The organism is Microbacterium sp. GW821-FHT01D02 (assembly GCF_059422585.1).
This window is the reverse complement of the sequence record NZ_JBWKXB010000002.1, coordinates 272,467-298,713: the sequence shown is the minus strand read 5'-3', so window position 1 is coordinate 298,713 and position 26,247 is coordinate 272,467. Positions and strand designations below refer to the sequence as shown.

The window sequence follows — 26,247 nt, the reverse complement described above, 5'->3', positions numbered from 1 at the left end:
CTGCCCGCGATCGCGATCCGCGGACACCGCGCCGTCAGCCGACGAACAGGAGGACGATCGACAGGACGACCGCGGCCGCGCCGACACCGGCCAGGGTGATCCCGAGCACCTGGAACGCATGCAGCAGGGGCCTGCGGGGCTCGAACCGCATCAGATCCGGGTGCCGCTCGCTGAGGAAGGCGTCGGCCTCTTCTCGTCCGCGCCAGTGGACGGCCTCCTCCGCGCGGAGCGGTCGTTCCCGGAAGTCGCCCGCGGCGAACCATCGGGCCCGCGCCCGGTCGTCCTCCTCGTGGACGATGACGACCTCGTGAGGCACCCAGGAGCCGTCGTGCACCTTCACCAGGAACACGATGGCGAGCAGAGGGAGACCGATTCCGAGCCCGATCCAGGAGAGCACCTCGGCGATGATGCCCACAGCGTCGACCGCGTCCATGACCGGCTCCGTTCTCTCCGTTCGACAGTACCGGCGAAACCCGGCGGCTCAGGCTGACGGGGTGGACGAAGACACTCGGAACGTGAGCTGACATCGGAGCTGCGCGAGTTCGGATAGACATCGGGGTGGCGGTCTCGCCGCCACCCCGATGGGGACTCCGCAGAGTCCGACCGATCAGCGCTTGAGGTTGGTCAGCTCCTGCAGCACCTCGTCGCTCGTGGTGATGATGCGGGCGTTCGCCTGGAAGCCGCGCTGGGCGACGATCAGGTTCGTGAACTCCTGCGACAGGTCGACGTTCGACATCTCGAGCGCGCCGCTGATGATGCCGCCCATGCCGTCGGAGCCCGCCTGACCGAGCGTGGGCTCGCCGGAGTTGCCGCTCGGGCGGAACTGCGAGGAGCCGGCCTTCTCGAGGCCGCCCGGGTTGACGAAGCCGGCGAGGGCGATGCGGGCGAGCACCTCGGTGTCGCCGTTGCTGAACGTGCCGACGAGGCTGCCGTCGTTGGTGAGCGCGTACGAGCTGAGCGTGCCGGCCGGCTTGCCGTTCTGCTCCTTGATCGCGACGTCGCTGACGTCGGCGAACCCGGTGACCGCCGAGAGATCGACCGTGACACCGCCGGACACGATCGACGACGCACCCGGCTGCTTGCCGTCGTTGAACGTGAGCGCGGTGGTCGCCCCGGCCGGGTCGGTGACGTCCCACCCGGTGGCGCTGCGCGTGAAGGTGAGGCGCAGTGAGGTGGCGGTGCCGTCGGCGCCGTAGGTCTTGATGTCGCGGACGAGCGTCTCGCCGACGGCGGCTCCGGACGGGAGGTTGCCGGTGACGCGGGCGGTGGTGGTCGCCGTCGCGGGGCTCAGCGCCCCCACCGGGAGGGTGATGTCGCCGATGCCCTGACCGGGGACGATGGCTCCGCCGCGCGCGGTCCACCCCTGCACGAGTGCACCGTCGGCGGAGACCAGCTTGCCGCTCGCATCGAACGAGAAGCCGCCGTTGCGGGTGTACAGGGTCTCGCCGCCCGAACGCACGACGAAGAAGCCGTCGCCGGCGATCATGAGGTTGGTGGGCACGCCGGTGGGCTGCGGCGCACCGGAGGCGAAGTTCGTGCTGATGCCGGCGACCTGCACGCCGAGTCCGACCTGGGCGGGGTTCTGCCCGCCGACGGCCTGCTGCGGCATCATCGAGTTGCGCACCAGCTGCGAGAGCGAGTCCTGGAACTGCACGGCCGAGGCCTTGAAGCCCGTCGTGTTGACGTTGGCGATGTTGTTGCCCGTGACGTCGAGCATGGTCTGGTGCGAACGCAGACCCGAGATTCCGGCGAACAGAGAGCGGAGCATGATGATGCCTTTCTGGAGGGACTGGTCAGGACTGCGAACGGGGGGCGAGGGAGACGCCGGAGACGGCGTCGAGGGGGATGGATGCGTCGCCGATGGTGACGAGGGGGACGGCGCCGGCGTAGGAGACCGAGGTCACGATGCCCTTCTGGGTGACGCCGTCCTCATCGACGTACTGCGCCTCGTGGCCGATCAGCGCGGCGGCGGTCTGCCGCATGCTGAGCGCGAAGCTCTCCGTCGAGGTCGCGGTGAGCGCGGTCAGCTGCTCCATGGAGGCCAGCTGCGTGGTCTGCGAGATCATCTCGTTGGTGTTCATGGGGGAGCTCGGGTCCTGATTGGTCAGCTGGGTCACCAGGAGCTTCAGGAACACCTCGGAGTCGAGCGTCTTCTTGCGCTCGGTCGGGGGCGTCGTGCTGCCCGTCTGCACACCGGACGGCGGGATGGTGCCGGAGATGGGATCGGTCATGGGGTTCCTCTCGGATCAGGCGAAGACATCGATGCCGCCGTGCGGCGAGACGAGCGGGAGGGGGGTCGCCCCGGCCGGTGTCGGAGGGCCCGCGTCCGGCGATGAGCGCGCCCCGGGGGCATCCCGCCCGGCCGCGGTGCCGTTCCCGGACTGGCCGCCGCTCGCACCGGCGTTGCCGTTCGCGGAGCCGCTGCCATTCGTGCCACCGCTGTTCGCGCCACCGCCGTGGGGGGACGTCTGCGGGTTCGGGGTGCCGGGACCGTCGTCCGAGGTCGACAGCAGGAGCGAGGCCTGCGGGGCGGCCGCCGCGAGATCCCGTCGCAGGTCGGCGAGGATGGCCCGCAGCGCCTCGCGACCGAGGTCGTTCGGCGCGTGCAGCTCGATGTGGATGGCACCGCCCGAGATGTGCGCGCGCACCGTGACCGGGCCGAGGTTCTCCGGCGACACCGTCAGCGTGATGCTGTGGTCGCCGTCCGGAGACTGGGCGAGTGCGACGACGGGCGCCGCGATCTGCGGGAGCAGCACGGGGCGGGCGACCGGCACCGCGGGGGTCGCGGCGGTCACCGGCGTCGGTGCCGCGGTGCTGCCGACGGCGAGGGGCGGCGGGGGCGTCTCGCCGGTCGCGCTCACCGGTGTCGACGGCAGGGTCGCGACCGGAGCGGACGCCGGACCGGGCGCGGCGGCACTCGTCGCGGCGTCCGGTGAGGCCTTCGTGTCGAGCGCTTCCCGGCCCTTCGCCGTCGCGGGGGAGGCCGCCGCGGGCACGACCGCGCCGCCGACCGCCGCTCGTCCGAGGACGTCGGGACCGGGCACGGCCGGCCCCTCCGCAGTCGTCGCGGTGGCGAGAGTCGTTCCGGTGGCGAGAGCCGTTCCGGCGCCGAGCGGAGACGCGTCGGACCTCGTCGAGGCCGCGGGTGCGGTGGCCGGAGCAGCGGCCGTCGTCGCGGGTGTGCGGATCCGGGTGGCATCGGGGGGCGCCGGCTGCGCGCGCGCGATGTCCGCGTCCGAAGCGGCGGTCGCCGCCGCGGCGGCGGGGGCAGCGTTCGGTGCGGCCGGGGCTGCGGGCTCCGTCGTGCCGTCGGCGGGCGAGACGGCCGTCGGCGCACCCGCGTTCTCGGAAGTCCCCGGCTGTCCCGCGGTGGGGAGCCCGACCGACGTGTCGATCGCCGGGGAGGGTGCGGGGGTGAGAGTCGCCTCCGGTGCAGGGATGGTCATCGGCGGGGCGGGCGCCGTGGGCGTGGAGGGCACGGCGGCGGGTGAGGCCGATGTGTCGTCCGTGGCGGCGTCGGACGAGCTTCCGCCCGCGTCGTCCGCGGGGATGCGCGCGGCATCCTGGATGACGTCGGCGAAGGCCGCGGCTCCGGGGGTCGAGTGCCGCGAGCCGTTCGCGCCGCCCGGCGATCGGGGCGCCCGTGCGTCGAGGATGTCGACGATGCCGAGGGAGGTCATGAGGGGCTCTCCGTCCTGGTGCGCGAGCCGATCTCGTCGAGCTCCGTCTGCTCCGCGTGCAGCTCGGCCGTGCGCACCCGCAGGGCGTGCGCCTGGGCGAGGCGGTCGAGACCGCGCATCGCCCGGCGAGCCTCCGCGTGCGCGGTCCGCGCCTCGTCGACCGACTGCTCCTGCAGCTCCGCGAGCGTCGTGAGATCGGCGAGCAGGGTCCGTCCGGCCACCCGGGCCGCGGCGAGAGCGGCGAGGGAGCGCACGTCGACGGCCTCGCTCCCCGCGCCGGACAGGTGCGCGCGGAGGGACCGATCACGGGCCTCGGTGTGCTGGGCGTCGATCACGGCACGGGAGAGCCGCTGCGCCGCCGCCCGTTCCTGGATCTCCCGCACACGCAACAGGCCGGCCAGGGAGAAGGACCGCGTCATGAGACTCCTCCGAACCCGGCGACCAGTGATTCCAGCCGGCGCCACGATTCCCCGATCTCGCTCGTCTCGTCGAGGGACTGGGTCAGGAAGGCGGAGATCGCCCGTTCGTGAGCGATCGCGGCGTCGATGCGCGCGTCGGCCCCCGCCTGGTAGGCGCCGATGTCGATCAGGTCGTTCGCCCGGCGTCGGGCCGCGAGCACCGCGCGCAGCGTCGCCGCGTGGCCGCGCCGCTCCGAAGCGGTGATCTTGCCCGCCACGCGGGAGACGGAGCCGAGCACGTCGATCGCCGGGTGATGGCCGGACAGTGCGAGCGCACGGTCGAGCACCACATGGCCGTCGAGGATCGATCGCACGGTGTCCGCGATGGGTTCGTTGTGGTCGTCGCCGTCGACGAGCACGGTGTAGATCCCGGTGATCGAGCCGCGCTTGTCGGTGCCGGCCCGCTCGAGGAGCCCGGCGAGGAGCGAGAAGGTCGAGGGCGGGTATCCGCGCGTGGCCGGAGGCTCACCGGCGGAGAGACCGATCTCGCGCTGCGCCATCGCGACGCGGGTGAGGGAGTCCATCATGAGGATGGCGTGCGCGCCGTCGTCGCGGAAGGCCTCGGCGATCCTCGTCGCGGTGTACGCGGCCCGGATGCGGGCCATGGCGGGCTGATCCGAGGTCGAGACCACGACCACGGAGCGGGCGAGCCCCTCGGGCCCGAGGTCGTCCTCGATGAACTCGCGCACCTCGCGGCCGCGCTCGCCGACGAGGGCGATCACCGTGACCTCGGCCTCGGTGCCGCGCGCGATCATCGACAGCAGCGACGACTTGCCCACGCCGGAGCCCGCGAACAGGCCCACGCGCTGCCCGCGTCCGACGCTGACGAGCGTGTCGAGGGTGCGGACGCCGAGGGGGAGCGGGGAGTCGATCCGGTCGCGCCCCATGATCGACGGCGGCGCGTGATCGAGGCTCACGGTGACCGCGCCGCGCAGAGGGCCCTTCCCGTCGATCGGTCGACCCAGTCCGTCCAGCACCCGTCCGAGCAGCGCGGCCCCGGTCGGCACGCGCAGCGGACCGCCGCGGCCGCGCACGGGTGCGCCGACGGTGAGGCCGGCGACCGGACCGAGCGGCATGCAGCGCAGACCGCCCTCGCCGATGGCGACGACCTCCGCATCGACGCCGTCGAGGGTCACCACGTCGCCGACCGCGCCCTCGAGCCCGCGCACCTGCACGCTCAGGCCGCGCACCTGGGAGACCTCGCCCACGCGCTCGGGGCGCACCGCCTCCCGCACCGCGGCCCAGGCGGTCACGATCCGGCCTCCGCGAGGGCGAGTCGGGCGCGTTCCAGCGCATGCGCGATCCGGGCGTCGATGTGCCCGTGGTCCAGCGTCACCACGGCATCGCCCCGGTCGAGCGTGTCGTCGGCCACGAGCGCGAAGGCGGTCAGCTCGCCGGCGGACCGCTCGATGGTGGCGAGGTCGTCCGGATGCAGTCGCACCTCGCGGATCTCGGTCGGGTCGACGGCCGCGAGCGCTCGCCGGGCCGCCACCGCTGCGGAGGAGCCGGCATCCGTGAGCTCGCCGACGAGGATGAGCTCCGCGAGCTCGATGGCGCAGCGCAGGACGCGGTCGTTGGCCGCCGTCGTCAGCTCGCGCTCCCGGTCGCCCAGCGAGCGAGCGGCTGCGTGGAGCGCGGAGAGCGCGTCCTCGACCTCCCGCGCGGATGCCTGCGCACGGGCCTCCTGCTCCGCCTCGGCGAGACGCTGTGCGGTCGCCGCCTCGGCGAGTCCGGCCCGATAGCCCTCCGCGTGTCCGTCGGCGTAGCCGCGCATCCGCGCCCGGGCATGCTCCGCCGCGTCCTCGTGCGCGTCGAGGCGGGGGAACAGGACCGGCGAGAAGGCGTCAGTAGACATACTCGTCCTCATCGGCGCGCTGCACCGTGATGTCGCCCGCCGCTTCGAGCGCACGGATCGTGCGGACGATCTCGGCCCTGGCCTCCTCGACCTGGGACACCCGCACCGGACCGAGCGTCCGCGCCTCCTCGTCCAGGTTCTCCCGGTTGCGCTCCGAGACGTTGCGGCGGATCAGATCGGCGATGGCCTGGTTCGCGCCCTTGAGCGCGAGCGCCAGCGAGCGGATGTCCATGCCTCGCAGCACCCTCTGGGTGTCGCGGTCGTCGAGCTTCACGATGTCGGCGAACGTGAACATGCGCGAGCGGATGTCCTCCGCGAGCGCGCTGTCCCTGTCCTCGATGCTCGCGAGCAGCGCCTTCTCGACCGTCGCCCCGGACCGGGCGATGATCTCGACGAGCGGCTCCACGCCGCCCAGCACCTCGGGGGTGTCGCGGGCGGCGAAGGTCCCGGTGCGCGCCCGGAGCGCGTCGGCGACGATCGCGATCGCCTCCTGCGAGGCGGTCCCCATCGTCGCGATGGCGTGGGCCACATCCGTCCGGGTCGGATCGGGCAGCGCGGCGAGCACGGCAGCCGCGCGATCGGTCGGCAGGTGCGCGAGCACCAGGGCGACGGTCTGCGGGAGCTCCCCGTCGAGGAGCGTCGCGAGCTGCGCGGGGTCCGCGGAGCCGAGGAACTCGAAGGACGAGGTCATCGACGTCGAGCCGACCCTGCCGAGCACGGCGGCGGCGCGCTCGGCGCCGAAGGACGCCTCGAGCAGCCCGGCGGCGATGTCGCGGCCGCCGCGCGCGGGCGGCAGGTGTCCGCTCGCGATGCGGTGGAACTGTCCGAGCGCCTGCGCGGTGGTGGCGGCATCCAGGTCCTGCAGGTCGATGATCTCGGCGGCGACGGCCTCCGCCTCCGCCTCGGAGAGATGCTTCATCACCTCGATCGCCTGCGCGCGATCGAGGTTCATCAGCACGACGGCGGCCGTCTGCCGATCGGTCAGCCCGCTCATACGCGCTGCCTGTCGTCGATGAGCGTCCGCAGCAGCTCGGCGGTCCGCTTCGGGTCCTGCCGCGTGAGTGCGTCGATCTCGGCACGGCGGCGCTCGAGGCTGACCTGCGCGGGCTCGGGATCGGGCTCCGGCTCGGGGTCCGGGACGGTGTCCAGGAACGCGAGGGGCACGGTGGGCGGGTCGAGCTGTGCGGTGCCCGCACCGGCGGCGATCGCGGACAGCGGTGCCGGCTTGTCGCCGAAGAGCTGGTCGAACTCGGTCGCGGCGGTGGCGCGACGACGCGACCGCAGGAAGAGCGCGATCACGGCGAGCAGCAGGGGGAGGCCGACGGCCGCGGCGATGATCAGCGTGTTCAGCAGCACCGCCTGTCGCTCGGCACCCTCCGCGTCCTTCGCCGCCTGCAGTGCGGCCTGTGCGGCCTTGGCGTCGGTCTGGCTGAAGGCGACCAGCTCCACGGCGAGGTCGTCGCCGCGCTGACGGTCGATGCCGGCCGCGGTCGCGACGAGGTCGCTCAGCTGCGCCGTGCTCAGGTTGCCGCCCGCGCCGGCGTCGATCGCGACCGACACCGACTGGCGCAGCACGTTCCCGGCCGGGGTCGACGTGCTCTGCGTGCTCTTGTTGACGGCGTTGTTCTTCGAGGCCTCGGTGGACTCGTATGTGCCGTCGCCGCCCGCGGACGGCACGGCGATGTTGTCGGGGCCGAGCACGCCGGCGTTCGAGCTCGAGCCGTTCTGGGTCTCGGTGCGCGTCTGCTCGGTGAGCGGCGGGGCGCCCTCGGCGGGGGTGTACGTCTCCTCGACGCGCTCGTTCACCGAGCGGTCGATCTCCGCGACCACGGTCACGGTCGCGTTCCCCGGGCCGACCACGGTGTCGAGCATCTGCTGCACGCTCGCGGTCACCCGCGCCTCGTAGTCGCTCGCCTGCTGGTCGATGCCGCCGGTCGAGCCGATGCCGACGGCCGAGAGGGTCTGGCCGTTCTGGTCCACGACGGCCACGTTCTCCGGCTTCATGCCGCTGACCGCGGCCGAGGTCAGATGCACGATCGCCTCGACCTGCTTCGCCGAGAGGGTGGAGCTGCCCGACGTCTCCACGAACACGGAGGCCGTGGCGTCGACGGTCTCCGAGACGAACACGCTCTCCTCCGGGATGGCGAGCTGCACCGACGCGGCGGTCACGCCCTTGATCGACGAGATCGTGGCGGCGAGCTCGCCCTCGATCGCGCGCTTGTAGGTCACCGACTGCTGGAACTCCGACGTCGTGACGCCCATGTCATCCAGCAGCGAGTAGCCGCCCGAGTTCGAGCTGGGGAGTCCGGCCGAGGCCGCGGCGAGGCGCTGGTCGTACACGTCCTTCTCCGGGACGAGCACGGTCGCCCCGCCGTCCGCCAGCTCGTAGGGGACCGACGACGACCGCAGCTGCTCGACCACCGCGTTCGCGTCGGTGGCGCTCATCCCCGAGAACAGCGGGGTGTAGGTCGGGCGGGTGAGCCAGCTGGACAGCGCGACGATGCCGAGCGCGAGCACGGCGACGCCGATGATGGCGATGGTGCGCTGGGCGAGCGAGAAGCCCGCGATGGTGCGCCCGATCCGCTGGAAGATGTTGGTGACGGCCTGGGGCATCAGGCTTGCATCCGCATGATCTCGTTGAACGCGTCGACGCCCTTGTTGCGCACGGCGGCGACGAGCTCGAGCGTGACCGCCGCACGGGACGAGGCGATCATGGCCGAGTGGATGTCATCGAGATCGCCGGTGACGGCGGCCACCTTGAGCGCGTCGGAGTCGGACTGCAGCGACCGCAGCTCGTCGATCGCGCCCGTCACGCTGTTCGCGAAGGCGGTGTCGTCCGTCGCCTTCGCGGGGGCGGTCGGCGGGGTGAGCGTGAACGAGGAGGAGATGCCCTCGATGCCGGCGAGAGGGTCCATCAGCTGCGTCCGATCTGGAGGGCGGATTCGTAGGCGTTGCGAGCACGGTCGACGATCCCGGCACTGGCCTGGTAGCCGCGCTGGGCGAGGATGAGCTGGCTCATCTGATCGCCGAGGTCGATGTCGGGGTAGCGCACGTAGCCGTCGGCGTCGGCGAGCGGGTGGTCGGGCTGGTGCACGAGGCGGCCCTGCGCGCTGCCCTGCACGGTGCCGGCCACGTAGACGCCCGGCGACTGGTCGCTCGTCTGGGCGAGGATGTAACGCGCGCGGAACGCCGTGCCGTTGGTGGCGGTCGCGGTGTTGATGTTCGCGATGTTGTCGCTGATGGCGTCGAGCCACTTGCGGTGCACGGTCAGGCCGGTGCTGGCGATGCCGATCGCGTCGAAGGTCATGAGGTCCTCATCGCTGCGCGCATTGACGCGAACGAGCCGTTCACGGCCTGCGTCGCGAACTGGTAGCGCAGCATCGTGTCGATGCTGGACAGGGTCTCGGTGTCGAGGTTGACGTTGTTGCCGTTCAGTCGCGTCGGCTCGAGAGAGGTGCCGACCGTGGCGCCGACCCGGCCGTCGCCCGCATCGACCGACCGCGCGAGAGCCTCCTCGAACTGCACCCGCTTGGCGTGGTAGTTCGGGGTGTTGATGTTGGCGATGTTGTCCGCGACGGCCCGCTGGCGCAGCGCGAGGCCGTCGAGCGCACTCGTCAGTGCGGTGATGGTCACAGAGTCGAACACGAACCGGCTTCCCGTGTGAGGCTGATGTGGCCGATCCCTGGCCGAGTCTTGCGAGCCATCCCTGCTCACCCTGCTCTATCGGCAGGACGGACCGGGGCGTTAGGGAGCGGTCTCAGCCGTTCACGTCGAGGTAGGCGGGAGCGTCGGGCTGCCGGGGGCCGGGGACGCGGCGCACGGCGACGAGGTGCTGACGGAGGTCGTCGAGGTCCGTGCGGGTGCGCTCCATCGCGGCGCGCTGGAGCTCCACCACGAGCCGTGCGCGCTCGGCCAGGTCGGGCGGCAGCGGTGTGGACGGCGGCGTCCAGGGCAGGATGTCCGCCGCGTCGGCACTGCCGGGCGCGGCGGCGAGGATGCGCTCGGCGTCCTCCTCGAGCCGGTCGAGCAGAGCGGTCCACTCGTCAGAGCTCACGCCCTGGCCTCCGCGACGGTGCGCGCGGCCTCGTGCCAGGCGGCGCGCAGCGGGGCGACGATCTCGTGGCAGGCGTGCGTGCGCTCCGGGTCACGACCGATGTTCGCGCCGATGAGCGTCTGCGAGAGGAAGAGGTACAGCGACCGCAGTCCGGCGCTGCCGTTCCACTCGTCGGTCAGCGACGACGACAGCTCCGAGACGATGGCCTGGGCGTGCTGGAGCTGGGCGTTCGCCTCCGTCCAGTCCTCGGCGCGCTGGGCCGTCTCGCCGCGCTCGATGTCGAGCAGGAGGCGGTCGTAGAGCATGGTGACGAGACGCTCCGGCGGCGCCGACAGCACGGCGTCCTCGCGGTAGCGCTGCTGGGCACGGAGGGCGGCGTTCATGCTCACTTCCCCGACCCCGAGCTCGAGCCCGGCAGGGCGGCGATCTGCGAGGTGAGGTACGAGGACTGCGACTGCAGCTGCGACAGCATGACCTCGAGGCGCGCGTAGGTCCGCTCCAGCGAGGTCTTGCGCTGGGCGAGACGCACGTCCCAGCGCTCCATCTGCTCGCCGAGGCTCTTCACCTCGCTCTCCTGACCGGTGATGCGCGAGGTCAGCAGGCCGTCGTACTTGTCGGAGTAGACCTTGGTGGTCTCCTGCACGCGCGAGGCGATGTCGGAGAAGAGGCCGGCGACGGCATCGGGATCCTTCGCGAGCGCCTCCGCGAACTTCTCCTCGTCGAAGCTCAGCACGCCGTACATGTCGGACGAGATGCCGATGGAGGAGGGGGAGACGCCGTCCACGGGGTGCTGCACGGCGTCGGCGAGGGCGTTGCGCAGCCCGCGGACGGCGCTGTCGCCGGTGAACACGCCGAGCTTCGTCTTCTCGCCCGGGTTCGCGGCGACCGTCGCCTTCGAGCCGTTGTCGATGCGGGTCAGGATGTCCTTGATCGCGGCGACGAACTCGGCGGAGGCCTTGGTGCGGGCGGCCGTGTCGACGGTCACGCCGATCGTGACGGGATCGGCGGATGCAGCCGAGACGGTCACGTCGACGCCGTCGAACAAGTCGGTGAAGGTGTTGCTCGACGACGTCAGCACCTGCTCGGCGCTGGTGCCCGCCCAGAGCCGTACCTGGGCGTCGGTGCCGACGGCGATGACGGCGGCTCCTGCGGCGGTGGAGATGTCGGTCGCCGTGCCGGCGGCGACGGCGGCGGTGTCCCCGCGGTAGGCGCGGAACTGTCCGGCTTCCCCGGAGTCCGCCGCGCGCAGCTGCAGGCGGTGCATGACGTTGCCGTCGGCGTCGCGTCCGGCGGGGACGGCGGCGGCGACGATGCCGAAGCCGGATTCGTTGATGGCCTGTGCCACGTCCTGCATCGAGGCGGAGTCGGCGGTGACCTGCAGGCGCTCGCCCTTCGCGTTCTCGAGCGTGATCACGGGCGGGTCGTCCGGCCAGCCGTTCGAGGCGGCGGATACGATGGTGTGGTTCTTCGCGATGCGGTCGACGACGATGTCGGCCGCGAGGGCGGTGGCGCCCGTGCGCGTGGCGACCGTCACGGTCGGTGACGACGAGGACGTCGTGAAGCGGGCGAGCCCGTCCCGGGACGCGGCCTTCTCGGCCGCGGTGCCGAGGTTCTGGAGGGCGGTGTTCAGCGTCTGCAGCTGGCTGACGATGCCGTTCTTGTCATCCATCTTCGCCTTGAGTAGCGAGCGAGGGATGGCGTGCACCTCCATCAGGGCCTTGATGACCTCCGTGGTCTTCAGGCCGGAGACGAGGCCGTCGAGCGAGAGGGACATGGTCGCCTTTCCAGATCGGGAGCGGACAGGGTCCGGGCGCCGGTGGGCGCCCGGACCCTATGGCGTGGTTCAGCGCAGGAGCTGGAGCACGCCCTGGTTGGCCTGGTTGGCCTGGGCCAGCATCGCCGTACCTGCCTGCGACAGGATGTTCTTCGACGTGAACTTGACCATCTCGGACGCCATGTCGGTGTCGCGGATCCGGCTCTCGGCAGCGGACAGGTTCTCCGCCGACACGTTGAGGCTGTTGATGGTCGACTCGAAGCGGTTCTGCAGCGCACCGTAGCCGGCGCGTGCGGTCGAGACCGCCTGGATCTGCGTGTCGATACCCGCCAGCGCGGTACCGTACGTCGCAGCGTCCGTCATGGTCGCCGCGAGCGTCTTGATGTCGGCACCGAGGGTGGCGAAGTCGGTCAGGGCGACCGAGATCTGGTCCTCGGCGGCGACGGAGCCCGCACCGACCTGGAACGTCAGCGTGTCGCCGCCCGAGAGCAGCTTGATGCCGTTGAAGTTCGTGCTGCCGGCGATCCGCGTGAGCTCATCACCCAGGGTGTTGATCTCCTTCTGGATCGCGTCGCGCGACTTCGCGTTGTTCGAGTCGTTCGCACCCTGAGCGGTCAGGTCGCGAACGCGCTGCAGGATCGAGTGGACCTCGGTCAGGGCGCCTTCCGCGGTCTGGATGACCGAGATGCCGTCCTGGGCGTTGCGCGCCGCGACGTTCAGGCCGTTGACCTGCGAGCGCAGGCCCTCGGAGATCGCGAGGCCCGCAGCGTCGTCAGCCGCGCGGTTGATGCGGAAGCCGCTGGACAGCTTCTCGAGCGACTTCGACAGGTCGTTCTGCGTGTTGGACAGGTTGCGGTAGGCGTTGAGTGCCGACACGTTCGTGCTGATCTGCATACCCATAAGGGTTTCTCCTCCGTGATGTGTTGTGCGGGGGACCATCCGTGGTCTCCCGCACACACCTATCGGCGGAGCAGGCGCGCCCGTTAGCCGGGCGCGGATCGATCAGGCGGGAGCCGCTTCCCGGAACACCCCGGCGATCCGCGCGCTGCTCGCGTCGGCGATGCGCGTGAAGTACGCATCGCGGGCGCCGGCGGACACCCGGGTCGTCGTGACGGGCGTGGGCCCTTCGGTGAAGAACCGGTCCAGCGCGTCGCGCAGGAGCCGGATGGCCTCCGACCGCTGCTGCGACACCGCGGAGTGGGTCACGCCGAGCTCCTCGGCGATCTCCTTCACGGGGCGCTCGTCGAAGTACACGGCCTGCACGATCCGGCGCATGCGCTCCGGCAGGGCGGCGACGGCCTGCTCCAGGACCTCGCGCCGTTCGCCGACGAGCGCCGACTCCTCGGGGAGGGGGATCTCGGCGGCCACGTCGCGGGCCGACGGATCCTCCAGCGTGGTGACGGTGCGGGCCGCGTCGGCGAGGGCTTCGACGACGACATCCTTCGCGACGCCCATGGCCGTGGCCACTTCGGCGGCGGTCGCCGTCCGGCCGAGCCCGGCGGTGAGGGTCTCGCGGACGGCCACGGTCTCCTTGATGCGCTTGCGGATGCCGCGGGACGCCCAGTCCATGGAGCGCATCTCGTCGGCGAACGCACCGAGGATGCGGCGGCGTGCATAGGCGCCGAAGGGGACGCCCAGTTCGGGGTCGAACGCCTCGGCGGCGGTCACGAGCGCGAGCGCTCCGACGGCCGCGAGCTCGTCACGGGGGATGTGGGTGGCTCGGGCATGGGTCTCGGCGGCGAGGTATCCGACCAGGGGGAGGTTGCTCTCGATGAGGAGATTGCGCTCAGCGCGCGACGACATGGGGGATGATCCACCTCTCTGGATGCACTCCGGAAGATCCGAGGAGATGAATAGATGCACATATCACATATGACGTGATTTGTACATGGGGAGAACTACCCATCGCCGTTCCACATAGTAACCTTAGGGGCGCGATAGCCGATAGTGACCTTTGGCCGCGTTAACAGGCGGGGCGATCAACTGGGGAAAAGGGGATCATGGGAGCCAACGAACTATCGATACAGCTGTGGCGCGAGCGTGAACTGCTCGAGATGCTGCTCTTCAAACTCGACGAACAGCAGCTGCTGCTGGCCGCGGGACGATCCCAATGGATCCAGTTTGCCGCACGCGAGATCGACCAGGTGCTCGATCGTCTGCGCGGTGCCGGCCTGGCGCGGACCGTGGAGGTCTCCGCGGTCGCCGAGGAGTGGGGGGCTCCCGAGACCGCGACCATCCGCGAACTGATCGAGCATGCACCGGAGGGGGCCTGGAAAGAGGTCTTCTCGGACCACCTGCGTGCGCTCACCCGGCTCGCCGCCGAGGTGGAGCAGATGCGCGACGCCAACGCCGAACAGCTCAGCGGCGTGCTCCGCGCCACCCAGGAGACGATCGCCGCGCTCGGAGACGACACCGGCGAGTACACGACGAACGGTGACCGCGCGCGCGACGACGCCGCGCGCATCATCGACACCGAGATGTGACCGGAAGGGGATCATGTCGACCTTCAGTGGATTGAACACCGCGGCCAGCGGTCTCGCGGCCGCCCGCCGCGGCATGGACGTGGTCGGGCAGAACATCGCCAACCAGAAGACGGAGGGGTACACGCGTCAGCGGGTGCTGACCTCGGCCGTGGCCGCCGTCGCCCAGACCGGACGCTTCAGCGTCGGGGCCGTCCCGGGGCACGGCGTCTCCATCGACGGCGTCGCCCGACTCGGCGATGCGCTGCTCGACGCCCGCGTCCGCGATTCCCTCGCGGCGTCCGGCTTCTGGTCCACGCGGGCGGTCGCCGCGACCAGGATCGAGGCGTCTCTGGCCGAGCCCACCGAGAACGGACTGGCCGCCCGGCTGTCGAAGTTCTGGTCAGGCTGGCAGGACCTCGCGAACACCCCGGACTCGGGGGCCGCGGCCTCCAGCATCCTGGAGTCCGCGAAGGAGCTCGCCTCCCACATCGCGGGCGGATACCGCGCGGTCGCCTCGCAGTGGAGCGACGCGCGTGCGGGTGCCGAGCGCACGATCACCCAGGTGAACGTGGCGGCGGATCAGATCGCCGTGCTCAACCAGGAGATCCGCGACGCCCTCGCCTCCGGGCGCTCGGCGAACGAGCTCATGGACCAGCGCAGCGTCCTCGCACAGAACGTGTCCCGGATGGCCGGTGCCGCCGCGACCGTCGAGAGCGACGGGACGATGACGGTGCGCATCGGCGGCAACGCCCTGGTGTCGGGAGCAGACTCCCGTCATCTCGCGCTGACCGGGCCGACGACGCTCGGCGACGGCCAGCGGCTCACGGTCTCCTGGGTCTCCGATCCCGACATCCCGGTGTCGATCGACGGGGGCGAGCTCGGCGGCTCGCTCTCGATCCTCGCCCCCGCGTCGGACGGCGGGATGCTCGCGCAGCTCGCGTCGACGTACGACGCGATGGCGACGACCCTGGCCGATGCGCTGAACGCGCAGCATCGTGCCGGTGTGACCGCGTCCGGTCAGCCCGGCGGCGACTTCTTCACGCTCCCGACCACGGGGTCGGCGGCGCTCGGACTGCGCGTCGCGGTCACCTCGCCGTCGGAGCTGGCGCTCGCCGCGCCGGGAGCCGGCGCACTGGATTCGACCAACGCCGACCTGATCTCGCAGATCGGGCGGAGCGCGACGTCCCCGGATGCGCTGTGGTCCGATCACGTCACGCGCTTCGGCGTCGCGACCGCGGCCGACGTGCAGCGTGCGCGGGTGTCCGACGCGACGGCGGTCGCCGCGGTCGGGGCGCAGCAGTCGGTCGCCGCCGTCGACGGCGACGAGGAGACGATCAGTCTGCTCACCTACCAGACCGCCTACCAGGCCGCAGCCCGCGTGATGACCGCGGTGGACGAGGCGCTCGACGTCCTCATCAACCGCACGGGTCTCGTCGGACGCTGAGCGAAGGAGCATCGTGATCTCTCGAGTGACCTCATCCGCCATGACGCAGACGGCCATGCGCCAGCTGCAGTCGAACCTCTCCGAGCTGGCGCGGCTGCAGGAGCAGGCGACCTCCCAGCGCGCGTTCGCCGCACCGTCCGACGACCCGGCGGCAGCCGCGGCCGCGCTGGCGCTGCATGCCGAGCAGCGCCGCACCGACCAGTACGCCCGCAACATCGACGACGGCCTCGCGTGGGTCACGGCGGCGGACGGGGCGATCAGCGCCAGCACGTCCCTGTTGAGCCGGATCCGCGACCTCACCGCGCAGGGAGCGAACGACGGCGCGCTGGACGCGACCGCGAAGGAGGCCCTGGCCGTCGAGCTGGAAGGCATCCGCAAGGAGCTCCTCTCACAGGCGAACACCCGGCTGCTCGGCCGCTCGGTGTTCGCGGGCACATCCGATAGCGCGGCCTTCGCCGCGGACTACAGCCACAGCGGCGTTCCGGGTGCGGAGGTCAGCCGCCGCGTCTCCGACGGTGCCTCCGTCCGGGTCGACACCGACGGCGCCGCGGTCTTCGGAACCGGCGACGACTCGGTGTTCGCGCTGGTGGACAAGATCGTCGCCGACCTCCGCTCCGGCACGAACGTCGGACCCCGACTGGCGGAGATCGACTCCCGGCGCACGGCCATGCTCGCCGTGCAGGGATCCGTCGGTACCCGTCAGGCCCAGATCGAACGCGCCAAGGAGGCGGCAGTGCAGAACACCGTGTCCCTCGAGTCCCGCCGCGTGGCGGTCGAGGACGTCGATTCGATCGAGGTGCTCGTGCGCCTGCAGGCGCAGGAGCTCGTGTACCGCTCCGCGCTCGCCGTGAACGCGCGCGTGCTCCAGCCCTCGCTCATGGACTTCCTGCGATGACCGCGGCACTCACGTTCCTCGCTCCGCCGCCCGGGCTCGCCCCGCACGTCGACTTCGCGCTCGCGCCCGTCGACGGTGCGGACGGACTGTTCGCGATGCGGGCGGTGGACGACGCGGAGCTGCGCCTGTACCTCGTCGACCCCCGTTCGGTGCTCAGCGAGTACGCACCCGTGCTCACCGACGAGCAGGCCGACGGCCTCGCGCTCGAGACGCCCGATGACGCGCTGATCCTCGTGGTCGCGCACCCGTCCGCCGACGGGGTGAGCGTGAACCTCCTCGCTCCCGTGATCGTCAACCGCACCACGGGCGCCGCCGCGCAGGTGATCCTCGAGGACCAGGACTACCCGCTGCGCGCTCCGCTGGGCTGACGCGCGCTCCGCGGTCGAACCGGGCCGCTGCCCGGGCGGAACCACGGCTACCCTGGAGACGTGATCCTTGCCGTCGACACCTCCCTGGGCACGGCTGTCGCCCTCATCGATGCCGACGGGGCGGCCCGCTCCGCAGCGAACGCCACCGACCCCCTCGGCCACGCCGAGGTCATCGGCGACCTGCTCGTCGACGCCTGTCGGGATGCCGGTCCGGGTGACGTGACGCATGTCGTCGCGGGCATGGGGCCGGGACCCTTCACGGGCCTGCGCATCGGCATCGCCGCCGCCCGGGCGTTCGCGCTCGGTCGCGGCATCCCGGTCGTCCCCGTCCCCAGCCACTTCGCGGCAGCGCTCACCGCGCTGGAGACCGAGACGCAGCCGTTCGCGATCGTGACGGACGCCCGCCGCCGCGAGGTCGCGATCACCGTCTTCGACGGCACGGATCCCGACGGCATCCCGAACGTCGTGGCCGAGACCGTGCTGGTGCGGGCGGCAGAGGCCGACGCGCACCTCGACGGCCTCCGCCGCATCGACGTGGCGACGCTGTCCGCCACGGACCTGGCCCGGGTCGGCGCGCGGGCGCTCGCCGCCGGCCGCACCCTCACGGGCGACGAGCCGCTCTACCTGCGCCACCCCGACGTGACGCTTCCCGGTGCACCGAAGAAGGTGGGGACGTGACGCTCCGCGACGCCACCCCGGAAGACCTCGACGCGATCATGGCGATCGAGAACCGGTCCTTTCCCACCGACGCCTGGAGCGCCGACACCATGGCCGCCGAGCTCGACAGCCCGCACGGCCGCTACCTCGTCGATGAGCAGGACGGCACGGTGATCGGGTACGGCGGCGTGCGCGCCCTCCAGGGCAGCGCGGATGCCGACATCCAGACCATCGCCCTCCTCGCCGAGCGCCGGGGCCAGGGGCGGGGGCGCGCCCTGCTGCGTGCACTGCTCTCCGCCGCCGTCGAGCGCGGCGCCCGCGAGGTGTTCCTCGAGGTCCGAGCCGACAATCCGTCCGCCGAAGGTCTCTACCGCGCGGAGGGTTTCGAGGAGATCGGCCGGCGTCCTCGCTACTATCAGCCGGACGACGTCGACGCGATCGTGATGCGCCTGGAACTGCGCCGCCACCCGGCGTCGACCGACACGACCGAGGAGGCGAAGGCATGAGCGAACCGCTGGTCCTCGGCATCGAGACGAGCTGCGACGAGACGGGCATCGGCATCGTCCGCGGGCGCACCCTGCTCTCGAACACCATCGCCTCGAGCATGGACGAGCACGCCCGGTACGGCGGCGTCGTGCCGGAGGTCGCCGCGCGGGCGCACCTCGAGGCGCTGCAGCCGTCGATCGAGGCGGCGCTCGCGGAAGCCGGCGTGCGCCTCGACGACCTCGACGCGGTCGCCGTCACGAGCGGGCCCGGACTCGCGGGCGCCCTCATGGTCGGGGTCGGCGCCGCGAAGGGTCTGGCCGTGTCGCTCGACAAGCCGCTGTACGCGGTGAACCACCTGGTCGGACACATCGCGGCCGACATCCTCACGGCCGACTCGGCACCGCTCGAATACCCGACGATCGCGCTGCTGGTCTCCGGCGGGCACACCTCGCTGCTGCACGTGCGCGACCTCACGACCGACGTCGAGCTCCTCGGCGAGACGATGGACGATGCGGCGGGGGAGGCGTTCGACAAGGTCGCCCGGCTCCTCTCGCTGCCGTATCCCGGTGGTCCGGAGATCGACCGTGCGGCGGCCGAGGGCGATCCGAACGCGATCCGGTTCCCGCGGGGGCTCTCCCGCGCGTCCGACATGGCGAAGCACCGCTACGACTTCTCTTTCTCGGGGCTCAAGACGGCCGTCGCCCGCTGGGTCGAGCGCTGCGAGGCCGACGGCGTGGAAGTGCCGGTGGCCGATGTCGCCGCGAGCTTCCGCGAGGCCGTGGTGGACGTGCTCGTGACGAAGGCCCTCGCCGCCTGCGCCGACCTGGGTGTGCCGCGACTGCTGCTGGGCGGCGGAGTGATCGCGAACCGGCGACTGCGCGAGGTCGCACTGCAGCGCGCGGCCGAGGCAGGCGTGACGGTGCGCATCCCCCCGCTCTCGCTCTGCACGGACAACGGGGCGATGATCGCGGCGCTCGCGGCCGAGCTGATCTCATCGGGGCGCCGCCCCTCGACCCTCGCGTTCGGCGCCGATTCCACGCTTCCGGTCACGGAGATCCAGATCGCGGAGGCGGTGCTCGCATGAGCGACGCGGCCGACGCCTCCGCGGCGAAGACTCCGCCCGCACCGCAGACGCGCATCGAGCGCCCCAGCGGCGAGGTCGAGCACCCGGCGGGATCGGCACGGCTCCCCGGCGCGCGGCGTGAGGGGTACACGAAGCTCCCGACCGGGCCCGTCGGCATCGAGCCGGTGGTGGTGAGCGGTCCCGACATCGATGCGCCGGAGGAGCCGGAGTGGGAGCCCGCGGTCGACACCGCACCGATCGACGACACCCGACTCGCCCCCTGGGCACTGCTCGCCGCGATCGTGGCGCTCGGAGCGTCGTTCTTCGTCGGGTGGGGCATCCCCGTCGCCGTGGTCGCGGTGATCGCGGCCATCATGTCCCTGCGTCGCCCCGTCGAGAACCGGGCGATCGCTCGCTGGGCGCTCGTGCTCAGCCTCTGCGCCACCGTCTACAGCCTGGGATGGCTGGTCTGGGCGGGCATGCAGTTCGAGAAGCTGGGCTGATCCGATGCTGAGCGCCGAGGAGCAGGAGGAGCTGCGCTCCCTGCAGGCGCGTGCCTACGGGCGTGACGCCGTGCTCACACCGACCGAGGCCGACAGGCTCCGTGAGTTGGACGACCGCCGCTTCGCCGTCAGGGCCGCGGGATCGGCAGCGGACGGGAGCGCCGGACCGCCGGAGGCCTCGGCCGAGGAGAGCACGGTCCAGGAGAGCACGCTCGGGAAGAGCGCGGTCCAGGAGAGCACGCTCGAGGGGAGCACCGTCAGGCCGGGCCGCCGGACCACGGTCATCGATGCGCCGGAGGACGGTGAGCGCGCCGACGCGGGCGGCACCGCGGACGAGGGTGCTGCGGAGGAGTCCTCCGCGCCGACTGCCGGCGCGCTGCGCGCGACCGTGCGGGCATACTGGCGGCCGCTCGCGCTCGCGGCCGCATTCGTGCTCGTCGTCGGTCTGGCGATCGGCTGGCTCGCCTTCGGCCGGTCCGGGGGCTCCGTCCCGCTCGAGCTGACCGCGGAGCAGCAGGAGTGGCAGAACACCCTGCTCTCCGGCGGCCGCTACGACCCGGGATCGATCCGTGCGCTCGCCGTCGAGGAAGGTGCCGTCATCTGGACGGCGACGATGGACGAGAACGCACGCACCTGTCTGATCCTCGGCACGGGGGATGTGACCATGCCCCAGTGCGATCTCACGGAGACGGCCGTCGTGACCGGCATCTCGGGGTCCATCACCGTCGACGGCGAGGGCGACCTGCAGCGCCAGCTCAGCGTGCAGATGCTGTTCACCGCAGCGGGAGATGCCGCCGTCGCGGTGAGCTCCTACGACTACGACCCGAGCTTCAGCGGCATCACCTACGCGAACGACCAGGAGTCGCGGACGGCGGAGCGGCTCGCCGACGAAGGCTTCGACACCAACTCGCTCTGGGTGGTCGGGTACGACGGTGACGTGCCGGTGTGGACCGCCGTGAAGGTCGACGCGCAGACCCAGTGCCTCATCTACGACGGCTCGACCGCGGAGGCGCCGATCGCCTGCGCCGATCCGGAGACGATGCAGGATCAGGCGTCGAGTCTCGTCCTCAACGTCGTCGACACCGAGACCGGCGGCGTCACGCACCTCGAACTGCCGACCAGCAGCGGACCCGGCTACCTCGTGATCACCCGCGAGGGAGGCGTCGAGGGTGCCGGCGAGGACTGACGCCGAGGAACGGCGGGCGCTGCAGCGGAAGGCCTACAGTCCCGGCGGCAGTCTGACGACGGCCGAGGCGCAGCGGCTGCGCGCGCTGGAGGGCCGGCGCCTCGATGTCGCCGCGCCGACGACGTCCGCGTCCGCGTCCGCGGAGACGGCGATCCACGACGGAGTGCCCGCCCCGAACGCCGGTGACGGGCGTGCGCCGGATGCCGCAGCTGCGTCGGATGCCCCTGACCTCCCCGGCCAGCCTGACCTCCCCGGACAACCGGACGCCCCCGAACCGCCGGAGGCCCCCGCGACGTTCCATGGAGCACTGCGGAGGAGCGCGAAGGCCGCGGTCGTGGGATCCGTCCTCCTGCTCGCGATCGGCATCGGCGCCGGCGGGGCCCTCTTCTCCCCGCAGCCCGCGAGCATCCCGCTGAGCGCCGAGCAGCAGCAGCGTCGTGCCGAGCTCGGCGCGTCGACCTACGACCCCGGTTCGGTGCGTGCGATCGCGCAGAACGACGACGCCCTCGTCTGGTACGCGACGAGGAAGGCGGGTGAGGTCCACTGCCTGGTGCTCGACGTCGGTGAGAGATCCCAGGCGGACTGCCGGACCTCGGAGGAGCAGGAGGTCGGGATGTCCGCGTTCCTGCCGCTGCCGGCGGAGGAGGGCGACGCCGAGGGAGGGTGGTTCGACGTGAATGTCGGCGCCACGATGTTCCTCACCGCTGACGGGGAGCCCATGGTCGGTCTCCAGCGCTGGGGTCCGGGATTCGGTTCGACCGACGGGCTCGCCGACGCCGAACGCGAGAGGGCCGGGGAGCTGGCCGCGGAGGGGTACAGCCTCGGGCTCACGCTCGTCGGCCGTTTCCGTTCGGCGCCGGTGTGGTCGGCCGACCGTCTCACCGAGCAGGGCGCGACGCAGCGGTGCCTGATCGTGGATGCCGGTGGTGGAGTGGCATGCAAACCCTTCGAGGCCGCCCTGCAGGAAGGACTCGACGTGCAGGTGGTCGATCTCGATCCGACCGGCGGGGTGACCGGCGTCTCCGCCATCGACCTGCGGTTCACGGGCCAGCAGGCTCCGTTCGTGACGGTCACGAACGCGACATCGCTGGCCGAGGTCGCTCCGGGGGAGACCGTCGTGGTGCAGGGGGAGCCCGGCGATCCGATCGAGATCCGCGTCCCCGGCGCCGGCACGGACGACTGAGGCGGATCACCCCGCGGCGGGCACCCGATCGGCGAGGATCGCCGTCCGTCGATCCCCGATGCGCGCGAGGATCAGCGTCGCCTCCTGATCGCCGCGCAGCGTCAGCTTCTTCCGGAACGCCGCCGGGTCGACGTCGACCCCGCGCTTCTTGATCTCGAGGCGGCCGATGCCGTGCGCCTTCAGCGCGGCGCTGATCGCCTTGGGGTTCGCCGGCAGGGTCTCGCGCACGCGGAACGACTGCACGAACGGGCTCGTCAGCGCCGCATCCGACGTCAGGTACGCGATGTGCTCGTCGAGCATCCCGGCATCGAGGCTCCGGGCGACGTCGCCGATCAGACGGGCGCGGATGACCGCTCCGTCGGGTTCGTGCAGGAATGCGCCGAGCTCGCGCACCGGCTCGTCCGCGGCGTCCGCCGATGAGGTGAGCTCGTGGGAGCGGTCGTCGCGGATCACGAGGGCCGCACGCCGCACACCCTCCCGGGCGAGGGCACCGCTCCACACGACGAGCTCCACCACGCTGCCGTCGGCGCTGACCCACTGCGCCTCGGCGTCGGCGGGCAGCGCGTCACGGTCGTGCGCGGGGCCGAGCTTGATGCCGGTCGGTACCCGGGAGGCGACATCGAACGCCCAGTCCAGCGAGGGGGAGTAGTCATCGGCGGAGACGCGACGGGTCTCCGTGTGCCCCGACGTGCGCCGGGCCGGATCCATCCAGACGGCGCGGGTGCCGGTGTCATCGAGAGCGGCGAACGCGTTCTCGGCGGTGTCGTGACGCACCACCGCGTTCTCGCCGAAGGGGGCGAGGTTGTACGCCGCGATCGCGGCCGTGACCTCGTCGGCGTCGACCGCCCGCACGTCGAGCCCGGCGCCCGCGAAGGCCAGCGCATCGCCGCCGATGCCGCAGCCGAGGTCGGCGACGTCCGTGAATCCCGCACGGCGGATCCGCTGCGCGTGCCGTGCCGCCACGCCGAGCCTCGTCGCCTGCTCGAGCCCCGCCCGGGTGAACAGCATGCGCGCGGCGAACGGTCCGAACTTGGCGGCGGCCCTGGACCGCAGGTGCGCCTGTCCGACGACCGCGGAGACGAGATCGGGCGCGTGCCCGGCGGCGCGCAGCCGGGAGACGGCGCGGGCGACGTCGGCGGTCGATTCGATCGGGTCGAGTGCGTCGAGCAGCTCGAGACCGGCAGGGGTCAGCAGGGCACGCAGCTCGGACATCTCCACGCCCTCAGCCTAATTCCCCCGCGCGGCGGACCGAGCGGCGGCGACGCACTGGCACTCGCATTGCATGAGTGCCAGCCGACCGCCTACACTGGCATTAGCACTCTCGGGTTGAGAGTGCGAACAAGTCTTTCGTGTCAGCGTCAAGAAAGAAGAGGTAGACCGTGTCGGTTTCCATCAAGCCGCTCGAGGACCGCATCGTCATCAAGCAGGTCGAGGCCGAGCAGACCACCGCGAGTGGCCTGGTCATCCCCGACACCGCCAAGGAGAAGCCCCAGGAGGGCGAGGTCGTGGCGGTCGGCCCCGGCCGTATCGATGACAACGGCAACCGTGTTCCGCTCGACGTCGCCGTCGGCGACCGCGTGCTCTACAGCAAGTACGGCGGCACCGAGGTGAAGTTCGGCGCAGACGAGTTCCTCGTCCTGTCGGCTCGCGACGTCCTCGCGGTCGTCGTCCGCTGATCTGCTGAGGTCCTCGAAGGGGGCTCGGATGCTTCGGCATCCGAGCCCCCTTCTGCGTTCCGCCACCCGGCATCCGTTTCCTGCCAAACTCGGCGGGGAGCCTGGAGGGGAGAACTCTGCGCCCGTGGCGCGGGCATAGTGTTGTGCGGTGACCCCCGAGACGACCCGCGCCACCCCGTCCGCCGGAGTCGCCTACGCCGGATCCGCCTACCTCCTCTGGGGCGTGCTGCCGCTCTACTTCCTCCTGCTCGTGCCCACCGGGCCGTGGGAGGTCGTCGCCTGGCGCGTGCTGCTGTCGTTCGTCTTCTGCCTCCTGCTGCTCACGGTCATGCGCGGCTGGGCCGCGTTCCGGGCGATCCTTCGTCAGCCGAAGCTGCTGGGCTGGACCGCGCTCGCCGGCCTCCTGATCTACATCAACTGGCAGGTGTTCCTGATCGGGACCCTCAGCGGCAACGTGGTGGAGACGAGCCTGGGCTACTTCATCAACCCGATCACCACCGTGCTCCTCGGAGTCTTCGTGCTGAAGGAGCGCATCCGGCGGCTGCAGTGGGCGGCCATCGCGATCGCGGCCCTCGCCGTGGTCGTGATCGTCGTCGCGTACGGCGACTTCCCGTGGATCGCGCTCTCGCTGACGGCGTCGTTCGGGGTCTACGGGCTCATCAAGAAGAAGATCGGTCCGGCGGTCGACGCGGTCAGCGGTCTGACCCTCGAGTCCTTCTGGTTGATCCCGATGGCGGTCGTGCAGCTGATCGTCGTCGCCAGACGACCGGGATCACGATGGGCGCGAACGGCTGGGCGCACGGCGTGCTGCTCGCCTTCGCCGGTGTCGCGACCGCCGTCCCGCTCCTGCTCTTCGCCGCGGGCGCCCGACGGATCAACCTCACCGTGATCGGCATGATCCAGTTCATCACCCCGGTGATGCAGTTCCTCATCGGCGTCGTCGTCCTGCACGAGCCCATGCCGGCAGCGCGGTGGGCGGGGTTCGTGATCGTCTGGATCGCCATCGCCGTCTTCCTCGTCGACCTGTTCCTCGCCGCCCGCCGAGGGCGCAGGACCCCGAGGCCCGATCTGGTCTGACCGGCCCTTTCCAGGGCTGGAGAACCCGGTGTCGGATCGTTAACGCACCGAGATACTTGCCACCCCTGTGCGCGGGCATCACGCCCTAGTGTTAGAGCACCCGACTGTGGTCACAATCCACGTTCAGTTACGCAAGGGAGCATCATGAACGCATTGAAGGGCTCGCGCACCGCGAAGGTCTTCGCCGGGATCGCACTTATCAGCGCATCCGCCATCGTCATCTCCGGCTGCGCGAGCACGCCGAACGCGGAGCCGTCGAAGGGTGGTGAGAAGCCGGCCGTCGACCTGACGCTCAAGCTCGGCTCGATGCTTCCCGCGACCGGCACGCTCGCGTTCCTCGGAGCGCCGATGGAGGCCGGTGTCCAGCTGGCCGTCAACCAGATCAACGAGGCCGACGCTGGGGTGACCATCGACCTCACCACGGCCGACGAGGGCGACCTCGACAACAAGGCCTACGAGACCTCGATCACCAACCTGCAGAACGCGGGCATCACCGCGATGGTCGGCGCCGCGTCGTCGAGCGTCACGAAGCTCATCCTCGACGGCAACGCCGGTGCGGGCATCCTCACCGTCTCGCCGTCGAACACGTCCGCGGACTTCACGGGCATCAACCCGCTGTACTTCCGCACCGCCCCCAGCGACAACCTGCAGGGCGAGGTGCTCGGCAACCAGATCGCCGAAGACGGACACAAGACCCTCGGCATCATCTACCAGAACGACCCGTACGGCACCGGCCTCTTCGAAGCCATCAAGTCGACGTTCGAGGGCACCGGTGGCGAGGTCGTCGCCGAGGCCTCCTACAACCAGGGCGACGGACAGTTCAACGCTCAGGTGTCGACGATCGCGGCCGCCAAGCCGGACGCCGTCGCCGTCGTCTCGTACGACCAGTTCGCGACCATCGCGCCGCTGCTCGGCAACGCCGGCATCGACACGGGTTCGCTGTACCTGGTCGACGGCAACCTGAAGGACTGGGGCACCGACGTCTCGGTCAGCCTCGAGGGCTCGAAGGGAACCCGCGCCGGCGCCGAGCTGCCGCAGGACTTCCTGGACCAGCTGAACGAGGTCTGGACCGCCGAGGGCAACGACCCGATCGACGCCGTGACGTACTCCGCCGAGGCGTACGACGCCGTGATCCTGATGGCGCTGTCGGCTCTGGCCGCCGGTTCCGTCGAGGGCGCGGACATGGCCGAGCAGATGCGCACCGTCTCCGGTGGCGACGGTGACGGCGAGAAGTGCAAGACCTTCGCCGAGTGCGCCGACATCATCAACGGCGGCGGCACCGCCGACTACGACGGCCTCTCCGGTGAGATCACGTTCGACGAGAACAACGACCCGAAGGGCGCGGCCATCGGCGTGTACGAGTTCGGCGCCGACAACACCGCCAAGCGGATCAAGTAATCCCGCACACGAAGGCCCCGGATGCTCG

General features: G+C 71.4%; 30 protein-coding genes and 1 pseudogene. 13 read left to right on the top strand and 18 right to left on the bottom strand.

The annotated features are described in order from the left end of the window. Positions 1–34: 34 nt before the first annotated feature. The 17 genes from AC07VM_RS10190 to AC07VM_RS10110 form a co-directional block, all read right to left on the bottom strand. A complete protein-coding gene (locus AC07VM_RS10190; RefSeq protein ID WP_494911020.1) occupies positions 35–433 on the bottom strand; it encodes a hypothetical protein in 399 nt (132 codons plus the stop codon). A 174-nt stretch (positions 434–607) separates the two neighbouring features. After that, complete coding sequence (locus AC07VM_RS10185) at positions 608–1,768, bottom strand: flagellar hook protein FlgE (RefSeq protein WP_267417548.1); 1,161 nt, start codon at positions 1,766–1,768, stop codon at positions 608–610. A 25-nt stretch (positions 1,769–1,793) separates the two neighbouring features. Next, complete coding sequence (locus tag AC07VM_RS10180; protein WP_494911019.1) at positions 1,794–2,231, bottom strand: flagellar hook assembly protein FlgD; 438 nt, start codon at positions 2,229–2,231, stop codon at positions 1,794–1,796. A gap of 15 nt (positions 2,232–2,246) precedes the next feature. After that, positions 2,247–3,680, bottom strand: a complete 1,434-nt coding sequence (locus tag AC07VM_RS10175) for a flagellar hook-length control protein FliK (RefSeq protein WP_494911017.1) — start codon at positions 3,678–3,680, stop codon at positions 2,247–2,249. Beyond that, complete coding sequence (locus AC07VM_RS10170; protein ID WP_267417551.1) at positions 3,677–4,099, bottom strand: flagellar FliJ family protein; 423 nt, start codon at positions 4,097–4,099, stop codon at positions 3,677–3,679. Before AC07VM_RS10170 ends, AC07VM_RS10175 begins: the two co-directional genes overlap by 4 nt. Then, a complete protein-coding gene (locus AC07VM_RS10165; protein ID WP_494911016.1) occupies positions 4,096–5,391 on the bottom strand; it encodes a FliI/YscN family ATPase in 1,296 nt (431 codons plus the stop codon). The genes AC07VM_RS10170 and AC07VM_RS10165 overlap by 4 nt, the downstream gene beginning before the upstream one ends. Then, positions 5,388–5,993: a FliH/SctL family protein gene (locus AC07VM_RS10160; protein WP_494911014.1), complete on the bottom strand. Its 606-nt coding sequence runs from the start codon at positions 5,991–5,993 to the stop codon at positions 5,388–5,390. The genes AC07VM_RS10165 and AC07VM_RS10160 overlap by 4 nt, the downstream gene beginning before the upstream one ends. Further along, on the bottom strand, positions 5,983–6,987 hold the full coding sequence (gene fliG / locus AC07VM_RS10155) for a flagellar motor switch protein FliG (protein ID WP_267417554.1): 1,005 nt from the start codon (positions 6,985–6,987) through the stop codon (positions 5,983–5,985). Before fliG ends, AC07VM_RS10160 begins: the two co-directional genes overlap by 11 nt. After that, positions 6,984–8,606, bottom strand: coding sequence for a flagellar basal-body MS-ring/collar protein FliF (fliF, locus tag AC07VM_RS10150; protein ID WP_267417556.1), 1,623 nt, complete (start codon positions 8,604–8,606; stop codon positions 6,984–6,986). The genes fliG and fliF overlap by 4 nt, the downstream gene beginning before the upstream one ends. Next, positions 8,606–8,908: a flagellar hook-basal body complex protein FliE gene (fliE, locus tag AC07VM_RS10145; protein ID WP_267417557.1), complete on the bottom strand. Its 303-nt coding sequence runs from the start codon at positions 8,906–8,908 to the stop codon at positions 8,606–8,608. Before fliE ends, fliF begins: the two co-directional genes overlap by 1 nt. Beyond that, complete coding sequence (locus AC07VM_RS10140) at positions 8,908–9,300, bottom strand: flagellar basal body rod protein FlgC (RefSeq protein WP_267417558.1); 393 nt, start codon at positions 9,298–9,300, stop codon at positions 8,908–8,910. The genes fliE and AC07VM_RS10140 overlap by 1 nt, the downstream gene beginning before the upstream one ends. Then, a complete protein-coding gene (flgB, locus tag AC07VM_RS10135; protein WP_494911012.1) occupies positions 9,297–9,638 on the bottom strand; it encodes a flagellar basal body rod protein FlgB in 342 nt (113 codons plus the stop codon). Before flgB ends, AC07VM_RS10140 begins: the two co-directional genes overlap by 4 nt. Before the next feature lie 112 nt (positions 9,639–9,750). Beyond that, complete coding sequence (locus tag AC07VM_RS10130) at positions 9,751–10,047, bottom strand: hypothetical protein (RefSeq protein ID WP_267417560.1); 297 nt, start codon at positions 10,045–10,047, stop codon at positions 9,751–9,753. Next, complete coding sequence (fliS, locus tag AC07VM_RS10125) at positions 10,044–10,430, bottom strand: flagellar export chaperone FliS (RefSeq protein ID WP_267417561.1); 387 nt, start codon at positions 10,428–10,430, stop codon at positions 10,044–10,046. The genes AC07VM_RS10130 and fliS overlap by 4 nt, the downstream gene beginning before the upstream one ends. Positions 10,431–10,432: 2 nt before the next feature. Beyond that, a complete protein-coding gene (gene fliD / locus AC07VM_RS10120; protein ID WP_267417562.1) occupies positions 10,433–11,821 on the bottom strand; it encodes a flagellar filament capping protein FliD in 1,389 nt (462 codons plus the stop codon). A 69-nt stretch (positions 11,822–11,890) separates the two neighbouring features. Then, a complete protein-coding gene (locus tag AC07VM_RS10115; protein ID WP_267417563.1) occupies positions 11,891–12,721 on the bottom strand; it encodes a flagellin N-terminal helical domain-containing protein in 831 nt (276 codons plus the stop codon). Between the two features lie 102 nt (positions 12,722–12,823). Continuing rightward, a complete protein-coding gene (locus AC07VM_RS10110; RefSeq protein ID WP_267417564.1) occupies positions 12,824–13,624 on the bottom strand; it encodes a sigma-70 family RNA polymerase sigma factor in 801 nt (266 codons plus the stop codon). A 197-nt stretch (positions 13,625–13,821) separates the two neighbouring features. Here AC07VM_RS10110 and flgN point away from each other — a divergent pair, with 197 nt between their 5' ends. The 10 genes from flgN to AC07VM_RS10060 are packed head-to-tail and all read left to right on the top strand — an operon-like array spanning position 13,822 to position 22,068. Next, positions 13,822–14,304: a flagellar export chaperone FlgN gene (gene flgN, locus AC07VM_RS10105; RefSeq protein WP_267417565.1), complete on the top strand. Its 483-nt coding sequence runs from the start codon at positions 13,822–13,824 to the stop codon at positions 14,302–14,304. A 13-nt stretch (positions 14,305–14,317) separates the two neighbouring features. Then, entirely contained in the window at positions 14,318–15,727 is a 1,410-nt protein-coding gene (flgK, locus tag AC07VM_RS10100; RefSeq protein WP_494911010.1) for a flagellar hook-associated protein FlgK, read from the top strand. Positions 15,728–15,740: 13 nt separating this feature from the next. Beyond that, a complete protein-coding gene (gene flgL / locus AC07VM_RS10095; RefSeq protein WP_494911008.1) occupies positions 15,741–16,622 on the top strand; it encodes a flagellar hook-associated protein FlgL in 882 nt (293 codons plus the stop codon). Then, positions 16,619–16,990 (top strand): flagellar assembly protein FliW, encoded by a 372-nt coding sequence (locus AC07VM_RS10090; protein WP_494911006.1) that lies wholly within the window; start codon positions 16,619–16,621, stop codon positions 16,988–16,990. The genes flgL and AC07VM_RS10090 overlap by 4 nt, the downstream gene beginning before the upstream one ends. Positions 16,991–17,050: 60 nt before the next feature. Beyond that, positions 17,051–17,668: a tRNA (adenosine(37)-N6)-threonylcarbamoyltransferase complex dimerization subunit type 1 TsaB gene (tsaB, locus tag AC07VM_RS10085; RefSeq protein WP_494911005.1), complete on the top strand. Its 618-nt coding sequence runs from the start codon at positions 17,051–17,053 to the stop codon at positions 17,666–17,668. Then, a complete protein-coding gene (gene rimI, locus AC07VM_RS10080; RefSeq protein WP_494911003.1) occupies positions 17,665–18,153 on the top strand; it encodes a ribosomal protein S18-alanine N-acetyltransferase in 489 nt (162 codons plus the stop codon). The genes tsaB and rimI overlap by 4 nt, the downstream gene beginning before the upstream one ends. Beyond that, positions 18,150–19,217: a tRNA (adenosine(37)-N6)-threonylcarbamoyltransferase complex transferase subunit TsaD gene (gene tsaD, locus AC07VM_RS10075; RefSeq protein WP_494911001.1), complete on the top strand. Its 1,068-nt coding sequence runs from the start codon at positions 18,150–18,152 to the stop codon at positions 19,215–19,217. Before rimI ends, tsaD begins: the two co-directional genes overlap by 4 nt. Then, positions 19,214–19,699: a hypothetical protein gene (locus AC07VM_RS10070; RefSeq protein WP_267417573.1), complete on the top strand. Its 486-nt coding sequence runs from the start codon at positions 19,214–19,216 to the stop codon at positions 19,697–19,699. Before tsaD ends, AC07VM_RS10070 begins: the two co-directional genes overlap by 4 nt. Positions 19,700–19,703: 4 nt before the next feature. Then, the gene (locus AC07VM_RS10065; protein WP_494911000.1) at positions 19,704–20,885 is read left to right on the top strand and encodes a hypothetical protein; all 1,182 of its coding nucleotides are present in this window, start codon (positions 19,704–19,706) and stop codon (positions 20,883–20,885) included. Beyond that, positions 20,869–22,068 carry a hypothetical protein gene (locus AC07VM_RS10060; RefSeq protein WP_494910998.1) on the top strand — a complete coding sequence of 400 codons (1,200 nt, stop codon included), beginning with the start codon at positions 20,869–20,871 and terminating at the stop codon, positions 22,066–22,068. The genes AC07VM_RS10065 and AC07VM_RS10060 overlap by 17 nt, the downstream gene beginning before the upstream one ends. A 6-nt stretch (positions 22,069–22,074) precedes the next feature. On the opposite strand, the gene AC07VM_RS10055 is transcribed toward AC07VM_RS10060, so the two are convergent. Then, positions 22,075–23,280 carry a class I SAM-dependent methyltransferase gene (locus AC07VM_RS10055; protein ID WP_494911704.1) on the bottom strand — a complete coding sequence of 402 codons (1,206 nt, stop codon included), beginning with the start codon at positions 23,278–23,280 and terminating at the stop codon, positions 22,075–22,077. Positions 23,281–23,447: 167 nt separating this feature from the next. Here AC07VM_RS10055 and groES point away from each other — a divergent pair, with 167 nt between their 5' ends. From groES to AC07VM_RS10040, 3 genes and pseudogenes are all read left to right on the top strand, one after another. Continuing rightward, the gene (gene groES, locus AC07VM_RS10050) at positions 23,448–23,744 is read left to right on the top strand and encodes a co-chaperone GroES (protein ID WP_017203655.1); all 297 of its coding nucleotides are present in this window, start codon (positions 23,448–23,450) and stop codon (positions 23,742–23,744) included. Between the two features lie 148 nt (positions 23,745–23,892). After that, positions 23,893–24,821 (top strand): annotated as a pseudogene (gene rarD / locus AC07VM_RS10045) (EamA family transporter RarD). Between the two features lie 144 nt (positions 24,822–24,965). Next, a complete protein-coding gene (locus AC07VM_RS10040; protein WP_267417578.1) occupies positions 24,966–26,219 on the top strand; it encodes an ABC transporter substrate-binding protein in 1,254 nt (417 codons plus the stop codon). The last annotated feature ends 28 nt before the right edge of the window (positions 26,220–26,247 follow it).

Coding starts and splice junctions, on each gene's coding strand:
- AC07VM_RS10190 (WP_494911020.1), bottom strand. CDS start 433: ATGGACGCGGTCGACGCTGTGGGCATCATCGCCGAGGTGCTCTCCTGG.
- AC07VM_RS10185 (WP_267417548.1), bottom strand. CDS start 1,768: ATGCTCCGCTCTCTGTTCGCCGGAATCTCGGGTCTGCGTTCGCACCAG.
- AC07VM_RS10180 (WP_494911019.1), bottom strand. CDS start 2,231: ATGACCGATCCCATCTCCGGCACCATCCCGCCGTCCGGTGTGCAGACG.
- AC07VM_RS10175 (WP_494911017.1), bottom strand. CDS start 3,680: ATGACCTCCCTCGGCATCGTCGACATCCTCGACGCACGGGCGCCCCGA.
- AC07VM_RS10170 (WP_267417551.1), bottom strand. CDS start 4,099: ATGACGCGGTCCTTCTCCCTGGCCGGCCTGTTGCGTGTGCGGGAGATC.
- AC07VM_RS10160 (WP_494911014.1), bottom strand. CDS start 5,993: ATGTCTACTGACGCCTTCTCGCCGGTCCTGTTCCCCCGCCTCGACGCG.
- fliG (WP_267417554.1), bottom strand. CDS start 6,987: ATGAGCGGGCTGACCGATCGGCAGACGGCCGCCGTCGTGCTGATGAAC.
- fliF (WP_267417556.1), bottom strand. CDS start 8,606: ATGCCCCAGGCCGTCACCAACATCTTCCAGCGGATCGGGCGCACCATC.
- fliE (WP_267417557.1), bottom strand. CDS start 8,908: ATGGACCCTCTCGCCGGCATCGAGGGCATCTCCTCCTCGTTCACGCTC.
- AC07VM_RS10140 (WP_267417558.1), bottom strand. CDS start 9,300: ATGACCTTCGACGCGATCGGCATCGCCAGCACCGGCCTGACCGTGCAC.
- fliS (WP_267417561.1), bottom strand. CDS start 10,430: ATGAACGCCGCCCTCCGTGCCCAGCAGCGCTACCGCGAGGACGCCGTG.
- fliD (WP_267417562.1), bottom strand. CDS start 11,821: ATGTCCCTCTCGCTCGACGGCCTCGTCTCCGGCCTGAAGACCACGGAG.
- AC07VM_RS10115 (WP_267417563.1), bottom strand. CDS start 12,721: ATGGGTATGCAGATCAGCACGAACGTGTCGGCACTCAACGCCTACCGC.
- AC07VM_RS10110 (WP_267417564.1), bottom strand. CDS start 13,624: ATGTCGTCGCGCGCTGAGCGCAATCTCCTCATCGAGAGCAACCTCCCC.
- flgN (WP_267417565.1), top strand. CDS start 13,822: ATGGGAGCCAACGAACTATCGATACAGCTGTGGCGCGAGCGTGAACTG.
- flgK (WP_494911010.1), top strand. CDS start 14,318: ATGTCGACCTTCAGTGGATTGAACACCGCGGCCAGCGGTCTCGCGGCC.
- AC07VM_RS10090 (WP_494911006.1), top strand. CDS start 16,619: ATGACCGCGGCACTCACGTTCCTCGCTCCGCCGCCCGGGCTCGCCCCG.
- tsaD (WP_494911001.1), top strand. CDS start 18,150: ATGAGCGAACCGCTGGTCCTCGGCATCGAGACGAGCTGCGACGAGACG.
- AC07VM_RS10070 (WP_267417573.1), top strand. CDS start 19,214: ATGAGCGACGCGGCCGACGCCTCCGCGGCGAAGACTCCGCCCGCACCG.
- AC07VM_RS10065 (WP_494911000.1), top strand. CDS start 19,704: ATGCTGAGCGCCGAGGAGCAGGAGGAGCTGCGCTCCCTGCAGGCGCGT.
- AC07VM_RS10055 (WP_494911704.1), bottom strand. CDS start 23,280: ATGTCCGAGCTGCGTGCCCTGCTGACCCCTGCCGGTCTCGAGCTGCTC.
- AC07VM_RS10040 (WP_267417578.1), top strand. CDS start 24,966: ATGAACGCATTGAAGGGCTCGCGCACCGCGAAGGTCTTCGCCGGGATC.